Origin of the sequence: Myxococcus sp. CA039A, assembly GCF_013336645.1 — a bacterium.
GTDB classification, from domain to species: Bacteria; Myxococcota; Myxococcia; order Myxococcales; family Myxococcaceae; genus Myxococcus; species Myxococcus llanfairpwllgwyngyllgogerychwyrndrobwllllantysiliogogogochensis.
The window spans coordinates 1-409 of record NZ_JABUMQ010000819.1 but is presented as its reverse complement, the minus strand read 5'-3'; the positions used below and the strand labels follow the sequence as shown (position 1 = coordinate 409).

Below are 409 nucleotides of genomic sequence, written 5' to 3'. Positions count from 1 at the left end.
GTGAACCTGTACCTCAACACGCCGGTGCAGCCGGTCGAGGCGATGTTCGACTTCCTGTATGCCGATCCGCCGCCGGACCTGCTGGCCCAGCGTGCCCAGGCGATCGCCCTGGAGAAGCGCCATGGATGAGATCAAGAACGGCGCGCCCGGCGCGCACACCAACGCCGCCGACAGCGCTGCGGTCGCGCGCGGAGAAGAGAGCATGACCACCACCCCGATCACCCTCATCGAAGCCATCACCCAGGCGCTGGCCTGGGAGCTGGAACACGACCCGTCGGTGCTGGTGCTGGGCGAGGACGTGGGCGTCAACGGCGGCGTGTTCCGCGCCACCGCCGGGCTGCAGCAGCGCTTCGGCTCGGACCGCATCCTCGATACCCCGCTGGACGAAACCACCATCGCCGGCCTGACC

The 409-nt window shown here is 69.2% G+C and carries 1 pseudogene; it reads left to right on the top strand.

Annotation, left to right across the window (positions count from 1 at the left end):
- Positions 1–202: 202 nt before the first annotated feature.
- Positions 203–409, top strand: a pseudogene (locus tag HR086_RS47755) (alpha-ketoacid dehydrogenase subunit beta); the annotation flags it as partial.